The organism is Methanomethylovorans sp. (assembly GCF_050177135.1).
Lineage (GTDB): Archaea > Halobacteriota > Methanosarcinia > Methanosarcinales > Methanosarcinaceae > Methanomethylovorans.
The window spans coordinates 1-9645 of record NZ_JBFXHJ010000084.1 but is presented as its reverse complement, the minus strand read 5'-3'; the positions used below and the strand labels follow the sequence as shown (position 1 = coordinate 9645).

The window sequence follows — 9645 nt, the reverse complement described above, 5'->3', positions numbered from 1 at the left end:
TCGGTCTATGCAGCAATATCTGTCGTTGCCGAAATAATGAAGGTGAACCATGCCGTAGAGATAATTGAGACGCAGGGGATGGAATCCTTGCGCAAGTACATGGAAAGGCTGGAACACGAAGCATATTCAAAGAGCGGGAGCAAGGCTTCAAAAAGACTGGCGGAGGATCTCTACATGCGCCAGGCCATTCACCGGATAAAGGATACTGACACCGAACATCCGAAACTTGAGATGGTGAGGAACATCGTATCCAGACAGATAGCCGGGAGACCGGAGTCAAGAGTAATAGTTTTCACGAACTACAGGGATACTGCAGATATGGTCACAGCTTCCCTGGAAGCAATGGAAGATATCCACCCTGTGCGATTTGTAGGACAAAGCTCAAAATACAAAGATAAAGGTCTTACTCAGAAACAACAGGTTCAGATCATCGAGGACTTCAAAAAAGGCGTATATAATGTACTGGTGGCAACTTCTGTGGCAGAGGAAGGATTGGACATACCCTCGACCGATCTTGTTGTTTTTTATGAACCGATCCCTTCCGAAATAAGGAGCATACAGCGTAAGGGCAGAACAGCAAGAAAACATGCAGGCAGGGTCGTGGTACTCGTCACCAAAGGTACCAGGGATGAAGGTTATTACTGGAGCAGCCTGTCAAAGGAACGCCGGATGCAGAGCAATATGAAGGAGTTGCAGGAGATCATGCCTGCAAATGCCACTACTTTGGAACAATATGTCCAACCACAGGTAGAAAAAGACCAGAAGAACTTATCTGAATTTGGAAATGAAGGCATCAGGGTTGTTATAGATCACCGGGAAGTGCGCAGCCAGGTTGCCAGGGAACTTGAAAAGCTTGGGATGGATATCGATGTCAAGACCCTGGAAGTGGGAGATTATGTGATCAGCGAAAGGATCGCTATCGAAAGAAAGAGCGCAGAGGATTTTGTAAGTTCTCTCCTGAACAACACTTTGTTCGAACAGATCTCCAATATCTCACGCTCCTATCAAAAGCCTGTCCTGTTGATAGAAGGAGAGGGCTTGTTCTCAGCACGTCAGATAAACCCCAGGTCGATACATGGAACTCTGGCCTCCATAGGAATAGACTTTGGGGTATCCATATTCTACACAAGGGATGCTGAAGATAGTGCTATGCTCATCCAGACCCTTGCAAAAAGGGAACAATCTGATGAACAGAGGGAAATCAAAGTTCATGGAAAAAAGGCATCCCAGATGTTATCAGAACAGCAGGAATACATAGTTTCTGCCATAAACGATATCGGACCGAAAGCGGCGAAAACCCTTCTTAAGCATTTCGGAAGCGTGGAGAATGTGATGAAAGCAGAATACGAAGAGCTGATAAAGGTCCAAAACATTGGACCCAAGACCGCTTCCAGGATAAGGGAAGTAGTGTCAGGGGACTATAAAGGATAAGCTGTAGCTTGATATTTATCCCCTTTACCAGGACTACTTCTTCAGCCTGTCTATTAGATCCAGGCTCTGTCCAATAAGTTCGAGGAACTCTTTTATCCTGCGAGGGTCCTGCTCCTGCTGCATGGAGTGAGCAAGCATAATGGTTTTTTTGATCAGCATATCTTCCAGTTCCTGTAAAGAACTTGAAGGAACAGACTTTGATCGTTCTGGAACTTCTGGGCCCGTAGGAGTTATTTTATTGACACCTGCAGGCAGACCACCCGAAGAAGGGACCACATTTACTGAGGAGGGAAGTTGTTCTTTATCTTCGGTATTGGCAGAAAACTCAGAAGAAAGGGCCTTCTTTTTTTCCGGGAATTTTTCCTGTGCCTGAGCAGAAGGTTTTTGTCCTGTATCACAGACCGGGCAGATCACATTGCCTTTATATCTGAACAATGGAGCCCCGCATTCTGTACAGTGCTGTGCCAGCATGGTACCACCTATCTCAAGCATCCGTGAGATCTTGCTTATTGATTCTTCATCCTTTTGACTCATGTATTCCTCCGTTACGTTAACGATATATTACCAATGAAAGTCTTTTTATACCATATAATGGTTTAGTTGTAACTTGATTATCTTATTTTAGTGATAAGTCATCTGAAGGTGATTTGTATGGCAAATGATTTTAAAGATGTTATAAACCAGTGTATACAGATATTAGAGCAGATCGCAAATGACAGTTCTGTTCCAAGGAATATAAGGCGTTCTGCAAGTGATGTGCTGACCACACTGAAAAATGAGGGGGAGCCTCTGTTCATGAGGACAACGGCAAGCATTTCTATCCTGGAAGATATCAGCAATGATCCAAACATCCCATTACACACCCGTACTCTGATATGGAATGTTGCAAGTCAGCTTGAAACCATTCCTGTAGATGATTAATACTTCCTTTTAAGGGAATATGGATGTTATCCTGTAAGGAATACATCCTCTTAAAACCATTTCTGAATTTATGTTTTGTAGGCTTCGGATGATCGGGGCCCTTTAAGAAGAAATATTTACTGAAATAACACCCTTATAGTTGCAATTATAACTAATAAGTGATCGGAACTGGATCCGAAAGAAGGGACCATGATAAAAAATATCATCGAACATATCAGAGAAGAGCTGGAAGAAAAAGACAAAGCCCGAGAGCAGGGTATAACGCTGTCAAGGGAAGTAGTGCGCAATTGCAGAGTAGCGATGCAGCACGTCCATAAGATGGAACTTGAACGGGCATATTCCATGATCCAAACTGCAAGAGAAAACGTAGAAAAAATGATATCAGTTCTTGAGGATCAGCCTGATCTATATTATACAGGTTTTGTGGAACATGCCCAGCAGGAATTTACAGAATGCAGCGTCATATATGCACTTGTTTCTGGAAAAGGCATCCCTCAGCCTGAAGAATTGAAAGTTGAACCTGTGGCATACCTCAATGGGTTGGGAGATGTCGGAGGAGAGATAAAAAGACATATACTCGATCTGATACGCAATGGGATGCTGGACGACGGGGAAAGATATCTGAACATCATGGAAGAATTATACACAGGTTTGATGTTATTCGATTATCCGGATGCTATGACACATGGACTGCGGGCAAAGACAGACAGATTGCGGCTGCTACTGGAGATAGCACGAGGGGAACTCACAGCAGCGGTCAGACAACAAAAACTTGAAATGGCTATGCAAGCGCTTGAAAATCAATTCTTATCTCGTAAATAAACAAATAAATAATATTGCACCGAATTAACCATCATCTTAGAGGACATCACTATGAGATTCAACCCTGAAGATATCAAAACAGCCGCTAAAGAAGACTTTGATGCTGCGTGGAACAATGGCAGACAATATGTGAAAAGATCAAACATCAACCAGGGATACCCACACATGGAGCTTAACTATGGCAAAGTGCATCCCGTCTACGAGACCATATCCCGCCTGAGAGAAGCGTATCTGCGTATGGGCTTTCACGAGATGATGAATCCTCTTATAGTCGATGAGAAAGAAGTACACAAACAATTCGGGCATGAAGCACTTGCAGTCCTTGACAGATGTTTCTATTTAGGAGGACTGCCCAGGCCCAACGTAGGCATATCCGATGAACGGATCGCCATGATCAAAGGAATGATCGGGGATATTGGCGAGGAAGGCATCGAAAAGATCAGGAAGATACTTCATTCTTATAAGAAAGGCGATATTGAAGGAGATGACCTGGTACCTGAAATGTCAATGGAACTGGGTGTTTCTGACTCGCTTATAGTGGAAATGATAGACCAGGTTTTCCCTGAGTTCAAGGAATTGGCACCTGTATGTGGCCGAAAGACATTGCGTAGCCATATGACCTCCGGATGGTTCATAAGTCTGTCAGGCATGCTGGAACGTGCTGAACCCCCTTTTAATTTATTCTCCATAGACCGCTGTTTCAGAAGAGAACAGGCCGAAGACGCTGCCCGTCTCATGACATATTATTCAGCTTCATGCGTCATCATGGACGAGGATGTAACGGTAGATCATGGAAAAGCGGTTGCTCAAGGTCTTCTGGCACAATTCGGCTTTGAAAAGTTCAGGTTCAGACCTGATGAAAAGAGAAGCAAGTACTATGTACCTGATACGCAGATAGAGGTATTTGCATATCACCCAAAGCTGGTGGGTTCAAAGACAAAATACTCGGACGGCTGGGTCGAAATAGCTACCTTCGGAATATATTCACCTACCGCACTTGCAGAGTATGAGATACCCTATCCTGTTATGAACCTGGGCCTTGGAGTGGAAAGACTTGCCATGATCCTGTATGGTGCCATGGACTTACGTGCCCTTACATATCCTCAGATACCACAGTACTCTCCATGGAACATGCAGGACAGTGAACTTGCAAAGATGATCTATGTGGAAAAAACGCCTGTTACCCCTGAAGGAGAACAAATACTTGCTGCTATAGTAAAACAATGCGAATTACATGGTTCCGAACCCAGTCCCTGTGAGTTCCCTGCATGGGAAGGCACGGTCTATGGCAGAAAAACGAAAGTATCGGTCGTGGAACCTGAAGAGGACACTAAGCTATGTGGTCCGGCAGCTTTCAATGAAGTGCTGGCATTTAAGAGCGACATTCTGGGACTGCCCAATAACAAGAAGTGGGAAGAGGCTTTTGAAAATGATTCCGCAAGGACTGGCATAAGGTTCATAGATGCCTTTGCCGCCCAATCAGCGTGGGAGATCGAAGAAGCTGCAAAGAATGGAGAAAAACTGGTGGAAACGAGAGTCAGGATAGTAAAAGTGCCTTCAGAGATCAATGTAAGGATCAAGCCCCTGGCTCAGCGTTACATCACCAGCAATAATATGAAAATAGACATACGTGGACCAGTATTCACAACTGTAAGGGCAGAGATCGAATGATCCTGCCTGTTGACCCTTGATCCAAAAGAAAACTAGGAAGCCAAAGCCCCAAAATACAACTTACTTTACCTTGCATCAAAGAAGGGCATTTCCTCCGCATCTACCTTAGCAGCCTTACACATCTGATTGCAGGTAACACGGCGCACCCTTGCTATGAACCTGGGTTCAAGCTGTATACGCAACATGGTCATTTCGCGTTCCTCATAATAGATATCATTGCTTTGGACCATTCTGTGAGTGATCACCTGATGTCTGAGCACTTTTACTACGATGCCCATAGTGCCTCCGCGCAGATCGTCCGGACTTACATGAGTGACGAATATGAAGTCGCCTATATTGGCTTTGTAAGCTGCGAAGAAATTGTTCGGACTGCGTACTTCAATGGTGAGGGGATGGCGATTCCGTAGCTCGGAAATCACACGCTCGGACATACCTGTTAATGCAATGTACTCCATGCTATCACCCATACATGGGGAACTCTTTCCTCGGTGCAGGCTGCTGCTCGGTTGATTTTACATCCTCTGCAAGCCGCTGCATCTCGATCTCTATCTTCTCCGCCTGTTCTATCAGGCTTTCTGTATTCACTGAGAAATCGTAGAGCAGATTTAAGACATCTATCACCACTGCTGCTGCTCGTGGATCCGGGTTTTGGCTTTGGGTGGCTCCCAAAAGGCTGATGGCCGGTATTTCCCTGACCAGGCACTCTGCCATAATACTCCCTGATATACCGGAAATGGTACCCATCTGGAACACTTCCACTTTATCCTTTATCCGTTCAAGCATTTCTGGTGTTGTAGCCGCACCAAACACTTTGCGCTCTTCGGACATTGTAGCTATACCTGCGATGGAAACTATTTCCTTTACGTTGATCCCCTTTGCCCAGTCCAGTAATGCTCTGCTGATATCATACGATACTACCGGATTAATGGGTATATCTGAAACGACCATCACAAGATTGCGCTCCTCGCTCTCGTATATCCTGACAGGCATGTTGATGAGACCTTCGTAAAGCACAGCTATCGGAGGGAAATGTCTTGAATCGATTGACCCCACATAGGTCATCTTGAGTTCATCTATGATCTGCTGGCTTGCGATATTCCCCACCAGACCTATTCCCGGAAAACCCTCTATTAGCACTGGGTTCTCTGATGTGATGGGTTTGGTTACTATTTTCACGTTCTTGTCATCATAATCTGTGTCTGCCAAAAGATCACCTGTTTCTAACTAACACTTATTTAATCGCTGATATTTTATACTGATCATGATAGATAAGAGCATCGTTCATAAAAATTAAGGAAGGGTAACATGGAAAAACCAATAATGTACCTTGAAAGCACAGGCAAGGAGAATACACAGCTGGTCATTGATGCTGCTATCAAAAGGGCTGAAGAGCTGGGGATCAGCCAGATAGTAGTGTCAAGCACCACTGGATATACGGCACTGGAAATGGCAAAAGCTGCAAAAGGAAAAAAGCTGAAGATAGTTTGTGTGAGCTATCAGTATGGGGTCAAAGAAGATGGAAAATGGGAAATGGAGATCGATACTTTACAGGAATTACAAAATATGGGAGTAGAGGTTGTTACGCAGTCTCACCTGTTCTCAGGAATAGAAAGAGCCATCTCTAACAAACTGGGAGGAACAAGCAGAATAGACGTGATATCGAACACTTTGAGGTCATTGTTCGGCCAGGGATTCAAAGTGGTCGTGGAAATAACAATGATGGCAGCTGACTCCGGTAAGATCCCTGTGATCCCTGGAACAGAGGTTATTGCAATTGCAGGTACAGGCCACGGCGCAGATGTAGCTGTTGTGATAAAGCCCTCGCATTCACAGAGATTCTTCGACGCTCAGATAAGAGAGATAATTGCCATGCCAAGAGTGAGGCAATAAGCCAGAAGATCTTTACTGGCTTTCTTCTTCTATTTCGTTATCTTCTGAATTTAGATCACTCTGATGCTTTGCATTATGAGATACCACTGCATCCATGGTTCTGTTGTGAAGATCCAGTGCAGACTTGAGAAAAAATGCTGTGATCGCAACAAAGACTGCAAAAATAATGATAGCAGCCAGAAACACGATTATAAGGTCCATAAGATCTTTTAGAAAAAGAAAAGGAAGTACCTGTGAGTACTTCACTGGGGTTTTTCATACAGCTTTGTCTTCTGGAACTGCTTGCCTCCCTTCTTGGAGTGGGGCTGCCTGAAAACGCTGTCGTTAGCTTTCTCAATTTCACGTGCTTCGATCGCCAGCTGTGCTGCAGCTCTCATCATTTCATGTCCTGCTGCAGTTGTAAGAGCTACCTGTTCAAGTTCCTTCATCATGAAGCATGCGGGGAAGTTGATCTTTGCGACCATGTCAGCCATGTGGAGTGCTGCAAGACCTTTTGCCTTTGCATAGGGGTTGTTGAAGTGAGCTCTTTCGATACATACCTCTGGCTTCGCAAGAATGTGAGGCAACTGGATAGGTTCACCTGCATCGACCAGAGCTGCGACCTTGTCCAGCTCTTCCTGGATGAGCCTTACAACACCGCATGTTGAAAGGACTTTCATTGCATCGGAGTTGAAGGATGCCATTTCCACTGGGTCAAGGAACTCTGTCTTTGCACCGATAAGCGGGTCTACGGTCATAATGATATAACCGAAACCTGCCTGTTGAAGAGCCTCACGGTCCTCTTTCTTGGTTGGACCATCTGAAATGATTATGCATGGAACGTCTTTGTAAAGTTCACGTGCTGCAGTTGGGCCGGGTGCACTGGAGTTGGGGCTGATCATAACATAGAAATCTGCTTCCATTTTCTTGAAATCAGCTGTTGCAGCTGCTTCATCTTTTCCCATCTTGGGACCTGTACCGAATACACGAACAGTGATCCCTTCTCTTGCTGCAATCTCATCCTGGACCAGGTCCACTACCTGGCTCATACCTAAGTTACCTAGCTTAATGATTCCAATCTTGGCCATGTAAAATCACAGTACAGCAATAGTGCAGTGTAGCATATATTACTTTTGGAAAGCAAAATACCCCTAAGCAGGGTTATCAGGAGCTTATAGCAGCTTACAGGAATCTATCCGAAAAGGTTAAAAGCAATGTCATTTATTTCACATCAGCCTGTTCCATAAGCCCCATTTACAATCTTTAATCCTAGGTTGATCAAGTGAGTTATACAAGTGATCTTTCTGAGAGAAGTAATAGTAGTAAGAAACTGATAGTTTTTGATATGGACAGCACGTTGATCGATGCTGAAACTATCGATGAGCTTGCTAAGGCGGCGGGAGTTGGCCAAGAGGTATCAGCAATAACCGAAAGAGCAATGAAAGGAGAAATAAATTTCTCCCAGGCACTTACTGAAAGGGTAAGACTTCTAAATGGATTGAAGTTAGAAGATGCAATAAAGGCTCTGGAAAAGATGCCTCTGATGCCAGGTGCCAAAGAACTGGTCAGTTTCGTGAAATCCAGAGGATATGCAACTGCAATGGTATCCGGGGGATTCACACTATCTTCGGAAAGAGTGGGAAAACTACTTGGGATAGACCACGTAGTATCCAATGAACTGATAGTAAAAGATGGCATCATCACGGGTGAAGTGATAGGATCTCTTACTGCACAGAACTCAAAGGAACTGGTGCTTGAAGAAATTGCAGCTCAGCACGGGATCGCACCTGAAGATTGCATAGTCGTAGGTGACGGAGCAAATGATATATGTATCTTCAAAAGAGCAAGATATGCTATAGCATTCAATTCTAAACCAATACTACGACAACATGCAGATGTTGTGATAATAGAGAAGAACCTCAAAGCTGTGATTCCAGTTATCGAATCTTTCGATCTGGATCAGCGGTGTGTATCGTGCATTAGAAATGTATGAAATGCCGGCTTCAATGCCGGAGAGGGAGGATTAACAAGCGATGTTGAAAGAACTGAACGAGAAGAAGACAGAACTCAAAAGACTGTCCGAGGAATACAAGACACAGCGCAACGAACTCAATGCCGAGGCAAGCAAGCTTGCTGCAAAACGCAATGAGCTCAACAAGAAGACAAAAGACCTTATCAATGAGGCTCAGAACCATAAGAACCTTCGTGATGAGAACAATGTGAAGGTTAAAGAGCACAAGGACCTAAGGGATGAGATCAACAATAGGGCCAATGAGATCTATGCCCAGATAGACACTATACGCGGAGAGAATAACCTTACAGGCCCATCCATCAAGGACATCCGTAAAGATATCGATCGTCTGGAATTTGCACAGCAGACAGAAGTCCTGAGCACAAGTAAGGAAAGAGAACTTGTAAACAAGATCACTGAGCTACGCAAGATATATAATGCAAAAAAGCAGCAGCTTGAAAGTAACCAGGAACTGAAGGAACTGCTCACAAAAGCACAGGATATAAGGGACGAAGCTTCAAAGGAGCACACATTGCTTTCTGAGTATGCACAGAAGGCGCAGGAATATCATGACCTTATGATAGCCACCTTTAAAGAAGCTGACAAGATACGTGCAGAATCCGATGCCGCTCACAAGGAATTCGTAAAGTTCCAGGAAAGTGCAGATGAGAAGCACAAGAAGTTCATCGCTGCCCAGAAAGAGATAAGGGACATTGATAAAGAGGTCCGCAAGCTCAAGAAGGGAGAAACTGAAGGCAGAAGAGAAGTATCCAAGGCCGATATGCGCAAGGATGCCGAAGACATCTTTGATAAGTTCAAGGCTGGAGAAAAGCTCACCACAGAAAACCTCATGGCGCTTCAGAGATCTGGACTGTTATAAAAAAGAAACTAATAAGGGTGATTTCACCCTTAAATTTCAA

General features: G+C 44.4%; 12 protein-coding genes. 7 read left to right on the top strand and 5 right to left on the bottom strand.

Annotation, left to right across the window (positions count from 1 at the left end; all coding sequences use genetic code 11):
• A partial coding sequence (locus tag AB7U21_RS07790; protein WP_428388109.1) for an ERCC4 domain-containing protein occupies window positions 1-1431 on the top strand: 1431 nt, incomplete at its 5' end.
• A 33-nt stretch (window positions 1432-1464) separates the two neighbouring features.
• Here the strand turns inward: AB7U21_RS07790 and AB7U21_RS07785 are convergent.
• Window positions 1465-1965, bottom strand: coding sequence for an Sjogren's syndrome/scleroderma autoantigen 1 family protein (locus AB7U21_RS07785; protein WP_333787395.1), 501 nt, complete (start codon window positions 1963-1965; stop codon window positions 1465-1467).
• A 117-nt stretch (window positions 1966-2082) separates the two neighbouring features.
• Between AB7U21_RS07785 and AB7U21_RS07780 the strand changes: the two genes are divergently transcribed.
• The 3 genes from AB7U21_RS07780 (at window position 2083) to sepS (ending at window position 4845) form a co-directional block, all read left to right on the top strand.
• Window positions 2083-2352 carry a UPF0147 family protein gene (locus tag AB7U21_RS07780; RefSeq protein WP_292353032.1) on the top strand — a complete coding sequence of 90 codons (270 nt, stop codon included), beginning with the start codon at window positions 2083-2085 and terminating at the stop codon, window positions 2350-2352.
• Window positions 2353-2541: 189 nt separating this feature from the next.
• Entirely contained in the window at window positions 2542-3174 is a 633-nt protein-coding gene (locus tag AB7U21_RS07775) for a haloacid dehalogenase (protein ID WP_333787396.1), read from the top strand.
• Window positions 3175-3225: 51 nt separating this feature from the next.
• Window positions 3226-4845, top strand: coding sequence for an O-phosphoserine--tRNA ligase (sepS, locus tag AB7U21_RS07770; RefSeq protein WP_428388106.1), 1620 nt, complete (start codon window positions 3226-3228; stop codon window positions 4843-4845).
• 65 nt (window positions 4846-4910) lie between these two features.
• Here sepS and AB7U21_RS07765 read toward each other — a convergent pair whose 3' ends face one another.
• Both AB7U21_RS07765 and AB7U21_RS07760 read right to left on the bottom strand, forming a co-directional pair.
• Entirely contained in the window at window positions 4911-5300 is a 390-nt protein-coding gene (locus tag AB7U21_RS07765; protein WP_428388104.1) for a DUF473 domain-containing protein, read from the bottom strand.
• 4 nt (window positions 5301-5304) lie between these two features.
• Window positions 5305-6051: a proteasome assembly chaperone family protein gene (locus AB7U21_RS07760; RefSeq protein WP_333787399.1), complete on the bottom strand. Its 747-nt coding sequence runs from the start codon at window positions 6049-6051 to the stop codon at window positions 5305-5307.
• Window positions 6052-6150: 99 nt separating this feature from the next.
• Here AB7U21_RS07760 and AB7U21_RS07755 point away from each other — a divergent pair, with 99 nt between their 5' ends.
• A complete protein-coding gene (locus AB7U21_RS07755) occupies window positions 6151-6735 on the top strand; it encodes a pyruvate kinase alpha/beta domain-containing protein (RefSeq protein ID WP_333787400.1) in 585 nt (194 codons plus the stop codon).
• A gap of 12 nt (window positions 6736-6747) precedes the next feature.
• Here the strand turns inward: AB7U21_RS07755 and AB7U21_RS07750 are convergent, their stop codons facing one another.
• Window positions 6748-6936, bottom strand: a complete 189-nt coding sequence (locus tag AB7U21_RS07750) for a hypothetical protein (protein ID WP_333787401.1) — start codon at window positions 6934-6936, stop codon at window positions 6748-6750.
• A gap of 41 nt (window positions 6937-6977) precedes the next feature.
• Complete coding sequence (locus tag AB7U21_RS07745) at window positions 6978-7802, bottom strand: F420-dependent methylenetetrahydromethanopterin dehydrogenase (RefSeq protein ID WP_333787402.1); 825 nt, start codon at window positions 7800-7802, stop codon at window positions 6978-6980.
• Between the two features lie 194 nt (window positions 7803-7996).
• Here AB7U21_RS07745 and serB point away from each other — a divergent pair, with 194 nt between their 5' ends.
• Window positions 7997-8707, top strand: a complete 711-nt coding sequence (serB, locus tag AB7U21_RS07740) for a phosphoserine phosphatase SerB (protein WP_428388101.1) — start codon at window positions 7997-7999, stop codon at window positions 8705-8707.
• A gap of 40 nt (window positions 8708-8747) precedes the next feature.
• The gene (locus AB7U21_RS07735; protein ID WP_333787404.1) at window positions 8748-9605 is read left to right on the top strand and encodes a coiled-coil protein; all 858 of its coding nucleotides are present in this window, start codon (window positions 8748-8750) and stop codon (window positions 9603-9605) included.
• Window positions 9606-9645: the final 40 nt, after the last annotated feature.